This window comes from uncultured Pseudokineococcus sp., assembly GCF_947499845.1.
GTDB lineage: Bacteria > Actinomycetota > Actinomycetes > Actinomycetales > Quadrisphaeraceae > Pseudokineococcus.
Genome location: NZ_CANMPM010000002.1, coordinates 78173 through 95053 on the forward strand (window position 1 = coordinate 78173; position 16881 = coordinate 95053).

Consider the following 16881-nt stretch of genomic DNA (forward strand, 5'->3'; position numbering starts at 1 on the left):
ATCTTCTCCTCGAGGGCGTGGGGCACGGGTGGTCGTGCCACTGCCTCGTCCCGCCGGGGGACGACCTGTACGCGGTGGATCGGTGGCGGTGCGCTGACGCAGCCGAACGGCGCATCCGTCGTGCTCTGTACGGGTGAGGAGCGGGGCGCTCGGCTCCTCGGGACTCTCGGTGCAGCGACATATCAGTTCAGCTGGGCCGCAGGAGGCACGGCCGAGCAGGCCACCGACGAGCGTGAGCAGTCGTCACCGACCGTGACATGCCCGTTCGGGGACGGAGGAGGATAAGCACGTGTACGCGCAGATGGGTGAAGTCGGCACCATCCAGGTTGACGAGGACGTCGCCGAGGTGGTCGACCTCCTGGCCCGTTCCGGCGTCGCGGGGGTCGAGGTGGCGCTCGTCGACGGGAGCGTCGCTGCCTCCCTCCTCCCCACATCGTCCGACCCCCGGGCGAGCACGCTGACGCTCGCCCTCCCCGACGTGGCCCCGGTCGACAGCGGTGGCTCACTACGGCTCGTCGACCCCGAGCTCGTCACCTTCGCCGTGCTCGAGGACGTGGCCACCGCCCCCGCCCGCGTCGGGAGCCGCCTCGAGGGCCGCCTACGGCAGGCCTCGGAGCGAACGGCCGCCACCTTCCCCGAGCTGGACCTCCTCTTCGATGCTGACGCTCGCGGAGCGCGCGCCGTCGTCACCGACCGACTGCTCCTCGCCGAGGACCTCGAGACGTTGCGAGCGCGGGAGGGCGACCGTCGCCTCGTGCTCGTCGGCCTCGTCGGGGAGGGACGCCCCGTCCCTCGAGAGGTCATGGCCCGGGGACTGAGCGCCGCGGCGGCGGAGCTGGCCGGGGAGGACGGCGCGACGTCCGCGGTCGTCACGCTGCTGCGTCTGCCCGCCGTCCGCGACGCGGACGTGCTCCTGCCCGGGCTGCTCGAGAGCGCGGGGACCGTGGACGCGGTGCGGGTGGCTCCCGTCGACCGCAGCGGTGGGAGCGCCGACTCGCTCCCCGTGCTGACGGGCGGCCCGACAGCCGAGGCGTGGGAGGAGCTGGTCCGCGGGCTCCGGCGCGGTGTGGAGCCAACGTGGCCGGCGGCCCCGCCCGCAGTCCTCGAGGAGCTCCGACACCTGTACCCCCCGCGCACCGCCCAGGGCGTGGCCCTGCTCTTCACGGGCCTCTCTGGATCGGGCAAGTCGACCGTTGCCGCGGGCGTCGTCGCCGCGCTGCGCGCCGAGGGCAGCCGGACCGTCACCGTCCTCGACGGCGACCGCGTGCGGACGATGCTCTCCTCGGGGCTCACCTTCTCCCGGGAGGACCGCGAGCTGAACGTGCGCAGGATCGGCTACGTGGCCGCGGAGGTGGCCCGGCACGGGGGCACGGCCGTCTGCGCCCCCATCGCGCCCTACGCGTCGACGCGCGCGGAGGTGCGGAGCATGGTGGAGGAGGCCGGCGGCGTGCTGCTCCTCGTGCACGTGGCCACGCCCCTGGAGGTCTGCGAGGCGCGAGACCGCAAGGGCCTCTACGCCCGGGCGCGTCGCGGCGAGATCCCCGCCTTCACAGGAGTCAGCGACCCCTACGAGCCGCCGACGGACGCGTCGCTCGTCCTCGACACCAGCCGGCAGGGGCTCGAGGAGTGCGTCTCCGCCGTCATGGCGCTCCTCCGCGACGAGGGGCTGGTGCTCGCGCCCGCCCCGGCCCCGTAGGTCAGCCGTCCGCCCGACGGGCGCCGATGCGCCGGCGAGCAGGCTTCCGGCGTCGGCGCGCCTCGTCCACGACGGCGCCGACGACGACGCCCACCCGGCGCGCGGACGCCTCGCGCCGCGCCTGCTCCCCCTCGGGCGTCGTGCTCGCCGCCGAGGGGTCGCCCAGCACCCGCTCGACGAGGCGGTCGAGCTCGTCGACGTCCTCGCAGAGCAGCACCATGCCCTCGCGCCCCATGCGCCGGCTGAACAGCTGCTGGTGCTCGTCGACGTGCTCCCCTCGGGACGGGTCGCGCGGGACGACGACCGGGACGAGCCCGGCACGACGCGCCTCCATGATCGTCGCCGGGCCCCCGTGGCAGACGACGGCGCTCGCCTGCTGGAAGAGGGACTGCATCTCCTCGTGCGGGACGAGGGCGCTGGCCCGGACCCCCGACGGGGCCGGCGTCGCCCCGTGCTGCACGTGGACGACGACGTCACGCCGCCCGCTCCCCCAGCGCTCGGCCCACTGCACCAGCCGGGCGAAGGGGTGGTGGTCGGTCCCGACGAGGACGAGCACGAGCGGCGGCTCGGGCAGCGACTCGATGGGCAGGGCCTCGCGCGGCCGGAAGGTCGTCACAGCAGGGGTCCCACCACGGTCGCCCCCGGGTAGAAGGCGAGCTGCTCCTCCCACTGCACGAGCATCCGCGTGGTGAAGGGCCGACACAGCCGCCCCGTCAGCGTCGGGCCGTCGAGGCGGTCGAAGACCTCGACGTAGACGGTCGGCACGCCGAGGGCGCGGGCGAGGACGAAGAAGGGCACCGCCACCGCCGCCCCCGACGAGATGACGACGTCAGGACGCCTGTCGCGCAGCACCTCCCAGGCGAGTCGGGTGTTGCGGAGCAGGTTCCTGATGTTCCTCGTCGTCGGGTGGTGGGCGGGAATGAGGACCTCGTCGGCGAGGAGACTGAGGGCGTCCTCGGTGTCGAAGCAGACCCACCGGCGCCGGCTCTCCACGAGCTCGGAGGAGAGGGTGACGAGCTGGGCGAGGTGCCCACCGCTCGAGCAGACGAGCAGGACGTCTGGCGGCACGCGCCGCTCGTCGGCTCCGGCCGCGCGCTGGCGGAAGGGGACGGCCGCGCGTCGCTCGACCAGCACGTGCTCCCGGTCCGCCGTCGAGGACGACCGGCGACGGACGCGCGGTGCCGCGTCCTCCCGCGTCCTCGTGAAGAGGCTCATTCCGCGGCCGTGATCATGCCGGCACCCACGGTCCTGTTCGTGCCCTCGTCGATGAGCACGAAGCCGCCGGTCGTGCGGTTGCGGCGGTACTCGTCGGCCAGCAGCGGCGTCGTGGTCCGCAGCCGGATGCGCCCGATCTCGTTGAGCCCCAGCTGGGTCGAGGACTCGTCGCGGTGGAGCGTGTTGACGTCGAGCCGGTACTGCAGCTCCTTGACGACGGCGCGCGCCGTCCGCGTCGTGTGCTTGATGGCGTACTTGCGGCCCGGCACGAGCGCCGACGACTCGTCCATCCAGCTGACCATCGCGTCGATGTCCTGGCTCGGCGTCGGGGCGTTGTGCGGGCGGCAGATCATGTCGCCGCGCGAGACGTCGAGCTCGTCCTCCAGCCGCACGGTCACCGACATGGGCGGAAAGGCCTCGGCCACCGGCCCGTCGGCCGTCTCGATGGAGGCGATCCGCGTCGTGAAGCCCGAGGGCAGCACCATGACCTCGTCGCCCGGCTTGAGGACGCCGCCGGAGACCTGCCCCGCGTAGCCGCGGTAGTCCAGGTGGCGGCCCGACTGCGGCCGGATGACGTACTGCACGGCGAAGCGGGCGTCGACGAGGTTGCGGTCGCTCGCCACGTGCACGTGCTCGAGGTGGTGCAGCAGGCTCGGCCCGTCGTACCAGGGGGTGCGCGAGGAGCGGGAGACGACGTTGTCGCCCTCGAGCGCCGAGACCGGGATGACCGTGAGGTCGGGCACCTCGAGCTTCGTGGCGAAGGAGGCGAAGTCGCGGCGGATGCCCTCGAAGACCTCCTCGGAGAAGTCGACGAGGTCCATCTTGTTCACCGCGAGCACGAGGTGCGGGACCTGGAGCAGCGTCGCGAGGAAGGCGTGCCGGCGCGACTGCTCGACGAGGCCCTTGCGGGCGTCGACCAGGATGAGCGCCAGGTCGGCCGTGGAGGCTCCCGTGACCATGTTGCGCGTGTACTGGATGTGGCCCGGGGTGTCCGCGATGATGAACTTCCGCCGCGGCGTCGCGAAGTAGCGGTAGGCGACGTCGATCGTGATGCCCTGCTCGCGCTCCGCGCGCAGGCCGTCGGTGAGCAGCGCGAGGTTGGTGTACTCGTCGCCGCGGTCGCGGCTGGCGCGCTCGACGGACTCGATCTGGTCCTCGAAGACGGTCTTGGTGTCGTAGAGCAGCCGCCCGATGAGGGTGCTCTTGCCGTCGTCGACGGAGCCGGCCGTCGCGAAGCGCAGCAGGTCGGCGTCCCGCTGCATGGCGACGGGGGCGCCGGCGACGGGCTCGGTCGGCTCGCTGGTGTGCGTGCTCATCAGAAGTACCCCTCGCGCTTGCGGTCCTCCATGGCGGACTCGCTGAACTTGTCGTCGCCGCGGGTGGCCCCGCGCTCGGTGATCCGCGTCGTCGCGACCTCCTCGACGATCTTCTCGACCGTGTCGGCCTCGGACCGGACGGCGGCCGTGAGGCTGGCGTCGCCGACCGTGCGGTAGCGGACCCGCGCGGTGAAGACCTCCTCGCCCTCCCGCGGGCGGCAGACCTCGTGGACGGCGAAGAGCATCCCGTTCCGCTCGAACACCTCGCGGTCGTGGGCGAAGTAGATGGCGGGCAGCTCGATGCCCTCGGCCGCGATGTAGGACCAGATGTCGAGCTCGGTCCAGTTCGAGAGGGGGAAGACGCGGATGGACTCCCCGGGGTGGATCCGCCCGTTGTAGAGCCCCCACAGCTCGGGCCGCTGGTTCTTCGGGTCCCACTGACCGAAGTCGTCGCGGAAGCTGAAGATGCGCTCCTTGGCCCGCGCCTTGTCCTCGTCGCGGCGGGCCCCGCCGAAGACCGCCGTGTAGCCGCCCTTCTCGAGGGCGTCGAGGAGGACGGGCGTCTGGATGCGGTTGCGCGTGCCGTCCGGCGGCTCGGTGACGAGACCGCGCTCGAGGGCGTCCGGGACGCTCGCGACGACGAGCTGCAGGCCCAGCTGGGCCGCGCGGCGGTCGCGCAGGTCGAGGACCTCGGCGAAGTTGTGGCCCGTGTCCACGTGCATGACCGGGAAGGGGATGGGCGCCGGTGCGAAGGCCTTCTCGGCCAGGCGCAGCATGACGATCGAGTCCTTGCCGCCCGAGAAGAGCAGGACGGGGCGCTCCAGCTCCGCGACGACCTCGCGGATGATGAAGATCGCCTCGGCCTCGAGGGCCTGCAGCTGGGTGAGCTGGTAGCGGCCGGCGGACGACGTGCCGGGGGAGGTCATCGGGCGGTCTCCGGGGTCGGTGCGGTCTGGTCGGACGGGCGGGCCGCCACCCGGGCGATGGCGGCGAGCACGCGCTCGGCCACCTCGGGGCGGGCGACGACGAGGTCGGGCAGCGTCGGGTCGGGGCGGTTGTAGACCAACGGCGAGCCGTCGACCCGGCTCGTGTGCAGCCCGGCGGCCCGCGCGACGGCGACGGGCGCCGCGGAGTCCCACTCGTACTGCCCGCCGGCGTGCACGTAGGCGTCGGCCTCGTCGCGCAGCACCGAGGTCGCCTTCACGCCGGCCGACCCCATGGGGACGAGCTCAGCGCCGAGCTCCTCGGCGAGGGCGGTGACGAAGGCGGGCGGCCGGGAGCGGCTCACCGCGAGGCGGACGACGTCGGGGGCGCCCTCGGGCCGCTGCGGCGCCGGGTCGGTGGAGTAGGTCGTGCCCGCGGCGGGCATCGCCACCGCGCCGGCGACGAGCTCGCCGTCCTCCCACAGCGCCACGTGGACCGCCCAGTCCGTGCGGGCGGGGACGCCGTCGCCGCCGACCTCGGAGAACTCCCGGGTGCCGTCGAGCGGGTCGACGATCCAGACGCGGCGGGAGGTGAGGCGGACGGGGTCGTCGGCCGCCTCCTCGGAGAGGACGGCGTCCTCGGGGCGGTGCTCGGCGAGGAAGGCGGCGAGCGCCTCTTGCGCGCTGCGGTCGCCGGCGTCCTTGAGCTCCCGCCCCCCGCGACCCTCCGACGCGAGGCGCTCGCGGACGGCGAGGAGCACCCGACCGGCCTCGTCGGCTGCCTGGCGCGCCAGGTCGGCGTCGCTCGTGGCGGTCGGCATGGTCGGGTCCTCCTGTGCTGGCGTCGTGGACGGGGCCGCGGTCGGTCCGGGGAAGGCCCGCCCTGCCCGCCGAGGCTATCTGTCATGAACACCGCATGTCCGCGCGTTCACCCATCGGCTCACCGGCTGTCACCCGACGGTCTAGCGCGGAGCCGCCCCCGGACTGTCGTGGACGTTCAGTAGGCGCCCGACCGCCCCAGCACCGCCCGTGCGGTCTTCCACAGGATCAGCACGTCCATCGCCAGCGACCAGTTGTCGACGTACCGCAGGTCGAGCCGCATGGACTCCTCCCAGGAGAGGTCCGCGCGCCCGCTGACCTGCCACAGGCCGGTCAGCCCTGGGCGCACCCGCAGCCGCAGGTGCACGGAGTCGTGGTACTCGACGTACTCGCGCGGGAGCGGCGGGCGGGGCCCGACGAGCGACATGTCGCCGCGGACGACGTTCCACAGCTGCGGCAGCTCGTCGAGCGAGAACCGGCGCAGCACGCGGCCCACCGGGGTGACGCGCGGGTCCACCTTCATCTTGAACATGAGGCCGTCGCGGTCGCTCTGGTCGGTGAGGTCGTCGACCTGCCGGTCGGCGCCCACGACCATGCTGCGGAGCTTGTACATCGTGAAGAGGGAGCCGTCGACGCCCACCCGCTCCTGGGCGAAGAAGGCCGGGCCGGGGCTCGTGAGGCGCACCGCCAGCGCGGAGGCCAGGAGCACCGGCGACGCGGCGAGCAGGAGCAGCGACCCGAGGGTGCGGTCCAGGACCGCCTTGCCCAGCAGGCGGCCCGAGCGCGCCGACGGACGCTCGACGTGCAGGAGCGACAGGCCGGCGGCGGGGCGCAGGTGCACCGACGGGCCGGTCACCTCGACGAGCCCGGGGGCGACGACGAGGTCGGCGCCCGTGGGCTCGAGGGCCCACGACAGGCGGCGCAGGGCGGGCCCCGACAGGTGGGAGCCGACGACGATGACGACGTCGACGTCGTGGTCGACGACCGCCTGCGGCACCTCGGCGACGGCACCGAGGCAGGGCGGTTCCCCCTCCCCGTCGAGGTCCCACTGGCGCGGGAGCGGGACGGCCACGCCGACGACCCGCATGCCGTGGTCGGCGCTCCGGCGGAGGTCGCCGACGACCGACCGGACGCTGGAGCCGTCGCCCACGACGAGGGTGCGCAGGGCCGCCGTCCCGTCGGCTCGCCGCTGGCCCCGCAGCCAGACGCGCAAGCGGTGCCGGTGCAGGGCGGTCAGCAGGGCGACGAGCGGGACGACGACGAGGACCATCCGCCGCGGCACGAGGAGCTGGAGGCTGAAGGAGACGACGCCCACCGCCGCCACGACGGCGACCGCGGCGCGCAGGATCGAGGAGAACTCGTCCGGGCCGTCGCCGACGCGGCGCCACTCGTAGCCGCGCAGGACGGCGAGGGTCCCCACCCAGCCGGCGGCCGAGAGGACGGAGAGCCCGACCACGGCCAGGGCGTCGAGCCGCACCCCGACGTCGCGCAGGGTCACGGCGGCGACCGCGACGACGACGAGCGCGACCACGGCGTCACCGAGAGCCGCGCGCACGAGGAGCGGCGTCGTCCACGCGGAGCGACGGCGCACCGCCGCGAGGGCGGGGTCGTCGCGGTAGACCTCCCGCTCGAGCACGAAGGGCGTGCGGTCGGTCCAGGGGCGGCGGCTCGGCGCGGGGTGGGCGCGGCGGTCGGGGTCCGGCGGCAGGTCGCCGCCGAGGCGGTCTTCCTCGACGCGGGGTCCGACGTCAGCGCTCATGCGCTCGTGCACCTCCAGGCGGTCGAGGGGCGGGGTGTCCAGGGGCTCGTCGCCCGCCGGAGCGGGCGGGTCTGGTCCGGTCGGCCTCCGGGACGCTACTCAGCGCCGGGGGCGGTGGCACGCACTTCGTCCAGATCCACCCGGACGGACCCGTCCCGCCGCCCGGCGGTGGAGCAGCGCGGCTAGCGCGGGGCGTGCACCTGCTGCTGGGCGGCCTCGAGACCCCGCAGGACCACGAGCTCGACGGCGTCGGCCGCCTCCTCGAGGAGCACGGGGAGGTCCCGGCGCTCCGCGGAGCCGAAGGGCTTGAGGACGAAGTCGGCCGGGTCCATGCGCCCGGGCGGACGGCCGATGCCCACGCGGACGCGGACGTAGTCCTTCGTGCCGAGCGCCTTGGACGTGTCGCGCAGGCCGTTGTGGCCGCCCTCCCCGCCGCCGCGCTTGAGGCGCACGACGTCCCCGGGCAGGTCGAGCTCGTCGTGGACGACGACAACCCGCTCCGGGGGGACGGAGAAGAAGCGCGCCAGCCCGGCGACCGGGCCGCCGGAGACGTTCATGTACGTGCTCGGCTTGGCCAGCACGACGGCCGGGCCGGGGCGCCCGCCGGGCAGCACGCCCAGGCGGGCCTGCGCGACGGCCGCGCGCGCCTTGTGCGAGCGGAAGCCCGCCCCGGCGCGCGCCGCGAGGACGTCGAGCACCATCTGGCCGACGTTGTGCCGCGTGGCCGCGTAGTCGGGGCCGGGGTTGCCGAGCCCGACGACGAGCCAGGGCCCGTCCTCGGCGCCGTCGGCCGGGGACGCGGCAGCGCCCCCGGCGGAGCGGTCCGCCGGGGGCGCGGGGTGCGCGGGAGCCAGGGTCAGCTCTCGTCGCTGGTGGCCGGAGCCGCCTCGGCCTCGGCGTCGGCGTCGGACTCGTCGCGCTCGATGCCGAGCTCGCCCTCGGCCTCGGCCAGCTCGGCGTCGACCTCCTCGGCGGTGCGCGCCGCGGAGACGTTGACGACGAGGGCCTCCGGGTCGGTGACCAGCGAGGCGCCGGCCGGGAGGGAGACCTGGCCGGCGAGGACCTGCGTGCCGGCCTCGGCGCCCTCGACGGAGACGGAGACGCTCTCGGGGATGCGGAGCGCGTCCACCTCGACGAGGAGGGTCTGGTGGTCCACCGTCACGACGGTCTCGGCGGCGGCCTCGCCCTCGACGTGGACGGCCACCTCGACCTCGACCTTCTCGCCGCGGCGCACGAGGACGAGGTCGACGTGCTCGATCTCGCGGCGGCGGTGCTCGCGCTGCACGTCCTTGACGAGCGCGAGGACCTCCTCGCCCTCGACGTCGATCGTCAGCACGGCGTTCTCGCGCTTGACGGCGAGCATCGTCGCGTGGCCCGGTAGCGTGACGTGGCGGGGGGCCTCGCCGTGGCCGTAGACGACGGCGGGGATCATGTCCGAGCGGCGGATGCGGCGGGCGGCGCCCTTGCCGAACTCGGTGCGGGTCTGGGCGGACAGGCGGATCTCGTCGGCCATGGCGGTGCTCCTGGGGGCTCGTCGGCGGCGTGCGCGGTGGTCTCGCGTCCTGCGGCGGCTCGCGCGGACGGCACGGGGCGGGCGCCGCCGTGACCACCGCGTCGAGTGCGGGGCGCCCGGCCGAGCCGGTGCGCCTCCCTCGCCGAGGCAACCGCGCGAGCATAGCCGCCGGCGCGGGCCCCGCGCGCCACGGGGCGACGAGGGCTCCGGCGGGCGGCCGGCCCCGAGGACCGGCCGCGGCAGCAGCCGTCAGGAGCGGGCGGCGGTGAGCTCGCGCTCCCCCTCGTCCTCCCCGGAGCCCTCCCCCGGGCCCCAGCCGGCGTCCTGCCCCAGCGCCCGCTCTCGCCGGTGGCGGCGCACGGCGTAGACGACGGCGCCCGCCCACAGCAGCGCGAGCAGCGGGTAGACCCAGACGCCGGCGGAGCCCTCGACGTCGAAGGCCCGCAGGAGGGTCCGCACGTTCGTGACGACGATGACGCCGCCCACCGCCGCCCCGAGCACCCGCGCGGGCAGGTACCGGACGACCCAGGCGGCGACGGGCGCCGCCACGACCCCGCCGACGAGGAGGGCCGACACGACGACGAGGTCGAGCCCGGCGGTGCCGAGCCCCAGGAGGAAGCCGAGGCTGGCCGCGACGGCGACGACGAACTCCGAGGTGTCCACCGAGCCCACGACCTTGCGCGGCTCGACGCGGCCGGAGCCGAGCAGGGCCGGCGTCGCCACCGGCCCCCAGCCCCCGCCGCCGCTGGCGTCGAGGAAGCCGCCGAAGAGCCCGACCGGCACGAGGAAGCGCGAGCGCAGGCGCCCGGGGCGGCGCACCAGCGAGCCTGTGGTGAAGCGGACACCCACGTAGACGCCGAGCGCGAGGAGCACGCCCGCCATGTACGGCGCGGCCGCCTCCGTGGAGAGGCTGCTGAGCGCCGTGGCGCCGAGGAAGGAGCCGACGGCACCGGGGACCGCGAGCCGGCCCACGATGCGCCAGTCGACGTTGCCGAAGCGCCAGTGCGAGGCGCCGGAGGCCAGCGTGGTGCCGATCTCGGCCAGGTGCACCGAGGCCGACGCCAGCGCCGGCGACGTGCCCGAGGCGATGAGCAGCGTCGTCGACGTCACCCCGTACGCCATGCCGAGGCTGCCGTCGACGAGCTGCGCCGCCAGTCCGACGAGAGCCAGGACGATCCATCCGCGCACGGTGACCTCACTAAGTTGACCAGTCTTGTCGGGAACACCGTGGTGCTCATCGACCGCCGCGTCAAGGGCGGGGCGGCGAGGTCGCCGGATCGGGCGACGCGCGCCGCTCCGCTGCTCCACACTCCCCTCGGGGCGGGGCGTGGGCGCCGCGACGAGGGGAGCCGTCATGGCAGGACGACCGGTGGCACGCCGCACGGTGCTCGCGGCAGCGGCGGCGGGGGCCGCCGCCACGGCGCTCGGCGACCGAGCGGTCCCCACGGCCGCCGCCGCCACCCCGGCGCTCGGCGTGGACGAGCGCGCCGTCTCCATGGCCATGCACGTGCACAGCTCCTTCAGCGAGGGCACGGCGAGCATGCACGCGCACCTCGACCAGGCGAGCCGCCTGGGCGTCGACGTCGTCATGTGGACCGACCACGACTTCCGGCTGCTGGCGCACGGGTACCGGACGGCGGTGCGCTTCGACGGCCTCGTCGAGGACGACGCGGTGAGGGCGACGTGGACGTGGACGCGCGCCGACGAGGGCACCGCCAGCTACGCGGCCGCCACCTTCGTGACCGACCCGCGCTCCCCCCGCCAGGACGGGCGCGCCCTCCGCCTGCAGAACCGCGCCCCCTCGCGCGCGACCACGTGGTGCTCGACGCGCTTGACGGGCTCGGTGAAGAACTCCCTGGCGACGACGAGCCTGGCGGCCACGGTCCTCGAGCTGGACGTCCTCGCCCAGGAGCTGGGCCCGGACGCGGAGCTGGTGCTGGCCGCCACGTCGTCCTACCGCCCCGCGACGGCGGGACGGCCCGCCGGCCAGTACCGCCTGGAGTACCGGATGGGGGGCCGCACCGGGCGCTGGACCGAGGCGGGGGGCCTGGTCGGCGTCGTCGGGCTGCCCGTCGCCGCCGGCTGGCAGTCCCTGGCGCTCGACCTGCAGGCGGACGTCGAGGCCCTGTGGCCCGACCTCGTCGCCGTGGACGCCGGCTTCTGCGGCGTCGCCGTCAGCGCCCGCTCGCGCCGGGGCGCCGCCGCGAAGGTCGTCCTCGACCGCCTCGAGATCGTCCGCACCCACCGCAGCGGCGAGCCGCTCGCCCTGCAGCGGGAGGCCATGGCGGCGTACGCGCAGCGCTACCGGTCCGTCCGCCAGCACCAGGGCAGCGAGATCTCGCTCGTGCGCCACCTCAACGCCTACGGCGACGGCCTGGTCCTGCCCACGCCCCCGACCCCGCGGGCGACGAAGGACACGAGCGTCGCCGCGGCGGAGGCGGCCGTGCGGGAGCTCCGGTCGAGCGCCGACCTCGTGGCTTTCAACCACCCGCTCGAGGACGCCCGGACGACCGAGGCGCTGGCCGACCTGCTGGTCTCGACGAGGGCCCTGGGGGCGGACGTCGTGGAGGTCGGCAGCAAGGAGGACCTGGCCTCGACCGTGGCCGCCTACGACGTGGCCGCCCGCAACGCGGTGCTCGTCACCGCCACCGGGGTGAGCGACGACCACACCGGCCGCGACTGGCTCGGCCAGGCCCAGCGCTGGCTGACCTCGGCGTGGGCGCCGTCGACCGACCTCCCCGACCTCGCCGCGGCGCTGCGGGCGGGGCGCGCCTGGTTCTGGGACCCCCGCGCGTGGCGCGGACAGGTGGACCTGCTGGCCGACGGGCGCACGCGCATGGGCGGCGTCCTCCTCACCCGGTCCGACTCCGTGGAGGTCGTCGTCACGGCGACCCCCGCGCCCGCGGGCGGGACGACGACGCTCGTCGTCGGCGCCGTGGACATGGCCGGCCGAGCGGACCTGTCGCCGCGCGTCACGCGCGTCCCGCTCGACGCCGGCGGCACGGTGCTCGTGGACGCGTCCCGGGACCGCGGCGCCTACGCGCGCGTGGAGGTCAGGGACGCCGGCGGGAGCCTGGTCGGCTTCTCCAACCCCCTGTGGATGCTGCACGAGGCGCCGGCCGGGGCACCCGCCGAGCGGCTCGGCTAGATGTCCATCCCGACCTCGTAGGGCGGCCGCCGGTCGGGCAGGTGGTCGACGACGACGTCGGGCAGCTCGTCGCGCACGACCATGGCGACGGTCGTGGCCTCGAGGATGGCGCGCTCGCTGGCGCGCAGGGCCACCCACACGTCCTGGAGCGCGACGGACGCCCCGCGGTAGTCGAGCTGCTCGGGCCGCAGGTTGCGCACAAGGGCCAGCGGGCCGTCGATGGCCCGGATGACGTCGGCCACCGTGAGCTCCTCGGGGTCGACGGCCAGGGCGTGCCCGCCGTCGGGCCCGCGCCGGCTCGTCACGAGGCCGGCGCGCCGCAGGTCGCGCAGGATCGCCTCGAGGAAGCGCTGCGGCACGGCCTCGGCCTCGGAGATGCGGTCGCTCGTGGCGCCGCCCGGCCGCGAGGCCAGCTGGCACACGGCCCGCAGCGCGTAGTCGGTCTTGGCGGTCAGGCGCACCGCTGGCTCTCCCCTCGGCCCCGTCGTCGCAGCCGGGGGCTCAGCTGTTGCCGTCGAAGAGGCTCGTGACCGAGCCCTCGTCGAAGACGGCGCGGATCGCGCGGGCCAGGAGCGGGGCGATGGACAGCACCGTGAGCTGGGGGAACCGGCGCTCGTCCGCGATCGGCAGCGTGTTCGTCGTGACGAGCTCGGTGATGGGGCTGTCGCGCAGGCGCTCGGGCGCCGGCCCGGAGAGGACGGCGTGCGTCGCCGCGACGAGCACCTGCGCCGCGCCGTTGTCGACGAGCGCCTGGGCCGCCTGCACGATGGTGCCGCCGGTGTCGATCATGTCGTCGACCAGCACGCAGGTGCGGCCCTCGACCTCGCCGACGAGCTCGTGCACCTTCACCTGGTTGGGCACGGTGGGGTCGCGGCGCTTGTGGATGATCGCGAGCGGCGCACCCAAGCGGTCCGACCACTGGTCGGCCAGGCGCACGCGCCCCGCGTCGGGCGACACCACGGTCAGCTGCTGGCGGTCGACCCGCGAGGCGATGTGGTCGGCGAGCAGCGGCATGGCCCAGAGGTGGTCGACGGGGCCGTCGAAGAAGCCCTGGATCTGCGCCGTGTGGAGGTCCACGCTCATGAGGCGGTTGGCGCCCGCCGTCTTGAACATGTCGGAGACGAGGCGGGAGGAGATGGGCTCGCGGCCGCGGTGCTTCTTGTCCTGGCGCGCGTAGGGGAAGAAGGGCGCGACGACGGTCGTGCGCTTCGCCGAGGCGCGCTTGAGCGCGTCGACCATGAGCAGCTGCTCCATGAGCCACTGGTTGATCGGCGCGGTGTGGCTCTGCAGGACGAAGGCGTCGGCCCCGCGCACCGACTCCCCGAAGCGCACGTAGATCTCGCCGTTGGCGAAGTCGTACGCCGACGTGGGGACCAGCTCGACGCCGAGCTCCTCGGCGACCTCCGCGGCGAGCTCGGGGTGAGCCCGCCCGCTCACCAGGACGAGCCGCTTCTCGCCGGTGGCCTTGATGCCCGTCATCGCGCGTCTCCCGAGGTGTCGCCGGTGGTGTCGTTGGTGGTGTCGCTGGGGGTCTCCCCGGCCGCGTCCTCGCGGGCCGACCGGGCGCGGGCGGCGGCCTCGGCCGACGGGCTGCCGGCCCGCCGCCGCTCGACCCAGCCCTCGATCGTCCGCTGGCGCGCCCGCGCCACCGCGATGGCGCCGGGCGGGACGTCGGCGTCGATGACCGACCCGGCCGCCGTGTAGGCGCCGTCGCCGACGACGACGGGGGCCACGAGCATGGTGTCGCTGCCGATGCGCACGTGGTCGCCGACGCGGCTGCGGTGCTTGGCGACGCCGTCGTAGTTGACGAAGACGGTGGCGGCGCCGATGTTCGAGCCCTCGCCGATCTCGGCGTCGCCGACGTAGGTCAGGTGCGGCACCTTCGAGCCGCGCCCGATGACGGCGTTCTTCGTCTCCACGTAGGCGCCGATGCGCCCCTCGGGCCCGAGCCGGGTGCCGGGGCGCAGGAAGCTGAAGGGCCCGACGGAGGCCCCCTCCCCCACCTCCGCGCCCCTGCCGTCAGTGCGCACGACCGACGCGCCGGCGCCGACGACGCAGTCGCGCAGGGTCGAGTCGGGCCCGACGACGGCGCCGCCGGCCACGCGCGTGGCCCCGAGCAGCTGCACGCCGGGCTCGAGCCGCACGTCGGGGGCGAGCTCGACGTCGACGTCCACCCACGTCGTCGCCGGGTCGACCACGGTGACCCCGGCCCGCATCCACCCCTCGAGCACGCGCCGGTTGAGCTCGGCGCCGGCCCGGGCCAGCTGCACCCGGTCGTTGACGCCCTCGGTCTGGGCGACGTCGTCGACCGGCACGGCGGAGACGGCGAGGCCGTCCGCGCGGGCCAGCGCCAGGACGTCGGTGAGGTACACCTCGCCCTGGGCGTTGTCGCGGCCCACGCGCGCGAGCGCGGAGGCGAGCACCGCGGCGTCGAAGGCGTAGACGCCGCTGTTCACCTCGGTGACGGCGCGCTCGGCCTCGGTCGCGTCCTTCTGCTCGACGATGCGCTCGACGCCGCCGTCGGCGCCGCGCAGGACCCGGCCGTACCCGGTCGCGTCCTCGAGGACCGCGGTGAGCACGGTGACCGCGCTGCCGGCGGCGGCGTGCGCGGCGGCGAGGTCCCGCAGCGTCGCCGGCTGCAGGAGCGGCGCGTCGCCGCAGGTGACGAGGACCGTGCCGGAGGGCTCGGCGCCCGTCGCCGCCACGAGGGCCTCGAGGGCGCAGGCGACGGCGCGGCCGGTGCCGGGGACGTCGTCCTGCTCGGCGACGACGACGTCCGCGTCCACCGCCCGCGCCTCGGCGGCGACCCGCTCGCGCTCGTGGCGGACGACGACGACGAGCCGCTCCGGGTCGGCGCCGCGCGCCGCGACGAGCGCGTGGCCGAGGAGGCTGCGCCCGCCGAGGGGGTGCAGCACCTTCGGCAGGGCCGAGCGCATCCGGGTGCCCTCCCCGGCGGCGAGGACGACGACGGCGGCGGGCCTGGGGCTGCTCACGCGAGCGGGCTCCTCGGGGCGGGTGGTCGGGGTGCACCGGAGCGGATGGTCGGGGGTGCACGGGGCGGTCGGCAGGCTCGGGGCGTCAGGCTCGGGGCGTCGGCGGCTCCCGCGGACGGCGGCGACCCTACCGCCCGTGCGGCCGGGCGCCGTCCGCGCGAGAGCCGGACGGGTGCGGGAGCGCGGCCCTCGCCGCGGCGCCCGCGGCGGCTCCCCCGCGAGGACTCGAACCTCGACCTCACGCTTCCAAAGAGCGGCGTCCTGCCGTTGGACCACGGGGGACCGCGGGCGGGCGCCCGCGCGCGGCGGGGCGGCACCGGCCCGCGCGCCGACGCTACCGGCAGCCCGTTCCCAGACGACTGCCAGCCGCTCGGCGGGCATGGCTACGCCCCCGTAGGTTACGGTCCCGTAGGTGACTTCCTCCACCGACAGCCCCGAGGCCGCCGCGGCCCTGCAGACACGGCTCCTGCGCGACCTGGAGCCCGTCGTCGCCGACAACCTCGAGCGGCACCTCAAGGCCACCCAGGCGTGGAACCCCCACGACTACGTGCCGTGGAGCGAGGGGAGGGACTTCGCCTACCTCGGCGGCACGGACTGGGAGCCGGGCGACTCCAAGCTCGACCCGGTGGCGCGGACGTCGATGGTCGTGAACCTCCTCACCGAGGACAACCTCCCGAGCTACCACCGCGAGATCTCCACGAGCTTCGGCCGGGACGGTGCGTGGGGCCAGTGGGTCGGGCACTGGACGGCCGAGGAGGGCCGCCACGGCATCGCGCTGCGCGACTACCTCGTCGTCACGCGCGGCACCGACCCCGTCGAGCTCGAGCGGCTGCGCATGGAGCACATGGCCGCCGGCTACGACCAGGGCGACAAGCCGATGCTCCAGACCCTCGCCTACGTCTCGTTCCAGGAGCTGGCGACCCGGGTGAGCCACCGCAACACCGGCCGCGCCACCGGCTGCCCCGTCGCCGAGGGCCTGCTGGCCCGCGTGGCGAAGGACGAGAACCTCCACATGGTCTTCTACCGCAACCTCCTCGCGGCGGCCTTCGACCAGGCGCCCGACGAGACGATGGAGGCCGTCCGCAACGAGGTCATGAGCTTCGCCATGCCGGGCGCGGGCATGCCCGGCTTCGCGCGCTCCTCGATGATGATCGCCAAGGCGGGCATCTACGACCTCAAGCTCCACCACGACGACGTCCTCATGCCGGTGCTGCGGTTCTGGAAGGTGTTCGAGCGCACCGACCTCGGCCCCCGCGGCGAGGCGGCCCGCACGGAGATGGCGCAGTTCCTCGAGACGCTCGACGAGCAGGCGACCCGCTTCGTCACGCGCCGCGAGGAGGCCGAGGCGCGGCGCGCGGCGCGCGTCGCGGGATGAGCGCCGCCCGCCCGAGCACGTGAGCACGACGGCCGGGGCCCCCCGGCGCGCGTCGCCGACGGGCGCGCGCCCCGGACGGGTGCCCCGGCGCACCTCTCCGGGGGAGGATGGGGCCGTGACGAGC

At 75.3% G+C, this 16881-nt stretch carries 14 protein-coding genes, 1 tRNA gene and 1 pseudogene; 3 read left to right on the top strand and 13 right to left on the bottom strand.

The genetic code is table 11. The annotated features are described in order from the left end of the window. The first annotated feature begins 289 nt into the window (after positions 1-289). Complete coding sequence (gene cysC, locus Q0789_RS02395; RefSeq protein WP_298801753.1) at positions 290-1696, top strand: adenylyl-sulfate kinase; 1407 nt, start codon at positions 290-292, stop codon at positions 1694-1696. A 1-nt stretch (position 1697) separates the two neighbouring features. Here the strand turns inward: cysC and Q0789_RS02400 are convergent, their stop codons facing one another. From Q0789_RS02400 to Q0789_RS02440, 9 genes and pseudogenes are all read right to left on the bottom strand, one after another. Further along, on the bottom strand, positions 1698-2312 hold the full coding sequence (locus tag Q0789_RS02400) for a glycosyltransferase (protein WP_298801755.1): 615 nt from the start codon (positions 2310-2312) through the stop codon (positions 1698-1700). Beyond that, positions 2309-2764, bottom strand: a complete 456-nt coding sequence (locus Q0789_RS02405) for a hypothetical protein (protein ID WP_298801759.1) — start codon at positions 2762-2764, stop codon at positions 2309-2311. The genes Q0789_RS02400 and Q0789_RS02405 overlap by 4 nt, the downstream gene beginning before the upstream one ends. Positions 2765-2907: 143 nt before the next feature. Further along, positions 2908-4227, bottom strand: coding sequence for a sulfate adenylyltransferase subunit CysN (gene cysN / locus Q0789_RS02410; protein WP_298801761.1), 1320 nt, complete (start codon positions 4225-4227; stop codon positions 2908-2910). Further along, entirely contained in the window at positions 4227-5153 is a 927-nt protein-coding gene (gene cysD / locus Q0789_RS02415; protein ID WP_298801763.1) for a sulfate adenylyltransferase subunit CysD, read from the bottom strand. The genes cysN and cysD overlap by 1 nt, the downstream gene beginning before the upstream one ends. After that, complete coding sequence (locus Q0789_RS02420) at positions 5150-5971, bottom strand: 3'(2'),5'-bisphosphate nucleotidase CysQ (RefSeq protein WP_298801765.1); 822 nt, start codon at positions 5969-5971, stop codon at positions 5150-5152. The genes cysD and Q0789_RS02420 overlap by 4 nt, the downstream gene beginning before the upstream one ends. A gap of 176 nt (positions 5972-6147) precedes the next feature. Next, the gene (locus tag Q0789_RS02425; protein WP_298801767.1) at positions 6148-7728 is read right to left on the bottom strand and encodes a sugar transferase; all 1581 of its coding nucleotides are present in this window, start codon (positions 7726-7728) and stop codon (positions 6148-6150) included. A 182-nt stretch (positions 7729-7910) separates the two neighbouring features. Next, positions 7911-8504 (bottom strand): annotated as a pseudogene (gene pth, locus Q0789_RS02430) (aminoacyl-tRNA hydrolase); the annotation flags it as partial. Between the two features lie 80 nt (positions 8505-8584). Continuing rightward, positions 8585-9241, bottom strand: coding sequence for a 50S ribosomal protein L25/general stress protein Ctc (locus tag Q0789_RS02435; protein WP_298801769.1), 657 nt, complete (start codon positions 9239-9241; stop codon positions 8585-8587). Positions 9242-9490: 249 nt separating this feature from the next. Next, entirely contained in the window at positions 9491-10429 is a 939-nt protein-coding gene (locus Q0789_RS02440; RefSeq protein ID WP_298801771.1) for a sulfite exporter TauE/SafE family protein, read from the bottom strand. Between the two features lie 181 nt (positions 10430-10610). Here Q0789_RS02440 and Q0789_RS02445 point away from each other — a divergent pair, with 181 nt between their 5' ends. Continuing rightward, a complete protein-coding gene (locus tag Q0789_RS02445) occupies positions 10611-12389 on the top strand; it encodes a hypothetical protein (RefSeq protein ID WP_298801773.1) in 1779 nt (592 codons plus the stop codon). On the opposite strand, the gene Q0789_RS02450 is transcribed toward Q0789_RS02445, so the two are convergent. The 4 genes from Q0789_RS02450 to Q0789_RS02465 all read right to left on the bottom strand — a co-directional run bounded on the left by Q0789_RS02450 (position 12386) and on the right by Q0789_RS02465 (position 15664). After that, positions 12386-12850, bottom strand: coding sequence for an Rrf2 family transcriptional regulator (locus tag Q0789_RS02450; RefSeq protein ID WP_298801774.1), 465 nt, complete (start codon positions 12848-12850; stop codon positions 12386-12388). The two genes, Q0789_RS02445 and Q0789_RS02450, sit on opposite strands and share 4 nt — an antisense overlap. A gap of 40 nt (positions 12851-12890) precedes the next feature. Next, the gene (locus tag Q0789_RS02455; protein WP_171201565.1) at positions 12891-13868 is read right to left on the bottom strand and encodes a ribose-phosphate diphosphokinase; all 978 of its coding nucleotides are present in this window, start codon (positions 13866-13868) and stop codon (positions 12891-12893) included. Then, entirely contained in the window at positions 13865-15382 is a 1518-nt protein-coding gene (gene glmU / locus Q0789_RS02460) for a bifunctional UDP-N-acetylglucosamine diphosphorylase/glucosamine-1-phosphate N-acetyltransferase GlmU (protein WP_298801778.1), read from the bottom strand. The genes Q0789_RS02455 and glmU overlap by 4 nt, the downstream gene beginning before the upstream one ends. Before the next feature lie 210 nt (positions 15383-15592). After that, positions 15593-15664 (bottom strand) — tRNA-Gln (locus Q0789_RS02465). A gap of 130 nt (positions 15665-15794) precedes the next feature. Here Q0789_RS02465 and Q0789_RS02470 point away from each other — a divergent pair. Beyond that, positions 15795-16757 carry an acyl-ACP desaturase gene (locus tag Q0789_RS02470; RefSeq protein WP_298801780.1) on the top strand — a complete coding sequence of 321 codons (963 nt, stop codon included), beginning with the start codon at positions 15795-15797 and terminating at the stop codon, positions 16755-16757. The last annotated feature ends 124 nt before the right edge of the window (positions 16758-16881 follow it).

What these genes read in the sequence shown, in the direction of transcription:
- Q0789_RS02455 (WP_171201565.1), bottom strand. Translation starts at nt 13,868, where the DNA reads ATGACGGGCATCAAGGCCACCGGCGAGAAGCGGCTCGTCCTGGTGAGC.
- Q0789_RS02420 (WP_298801765.1), bottom strand. Translation starts at nt 5,971, where the DNA reads ATGCCGACCGCCACGAGCGACGCCGACCTGGCGCGCCAGGCAGCCGAC.
- Q0789_RS02425 (WP_298801767.1), bottom strand. Translation starts at nt 7,728, where the DNA reads ATGAGCGCTGACGTCGGACCCCGCGTCGAGGAAGACCGCCTCGGCGGC.
- cysD (WP_298801763.1), bottom strand. Translation starts at nt 5,153, where the DNA reads ATGACCTCCCCCGGCACGTCGTCCGCCGGCCGCTACCAGCTCACCCAG.
- cysN (WP_298801761.1), bottom strand. Translation starts at nt 4,227, where the DNA reads ATGAGCACGCACACCAGCGAGCCGACCGAGCCCGTCGCCGGCGCCCCC.
- Q0789_RS02435 (WP_298801769.1), bottom strand. Translation starts at nt 9,241, where the DNA reads ATGGCCGACGAGATCCGCCTGTCCGCCCAGACCCGCACCGAGTTCGGC.